1 protein-coding gene is annotated in these 233 nt (G+C 66.1%); it reads left to right on the plus strand.

The window, feature by feature from the left end; all coding sequences use genetic code 11:
• Positions 1–233, plus strand: a 233-nt coding sequence (locus QP994_RS11180) for a Mur ligase family protein (protein WP_284866848.1), incomplete at both ends; no start/stop codon positions are given.

The following is a 233-nucleotide window of genomic DNA, read 5'->3' on the forward strand; positions in this document are numbered from 1 at the left end:
GACCTGCGCATCATCGGCATCACCGGAACCTCGGGTAAGACCACCACGACGTACCTCATCGAGCGCGCCCTGATGGCCAAGCACAGCGTCGGCATCATCGGTACCACCGGCACCCGGATCAATGGCGAGCAGATCCCCACGAAGCTCACCACCCCCGAGGCGCCGACCATGCAGGCCCTGCTGGCGCAGATGCGCGACCGCGGGGTCACCCACGTGGTCATGGAGGTCAGTTC

The organism is Corynebacterium sp. MSK044, from assembly GCF_030232825.1.
Classification (GTDB): domain Bacteria; phylum Actinomycetota; class Actinomycetes; order Mycobacteriales; family Mycobacteriaceae; genus Corynebacterium.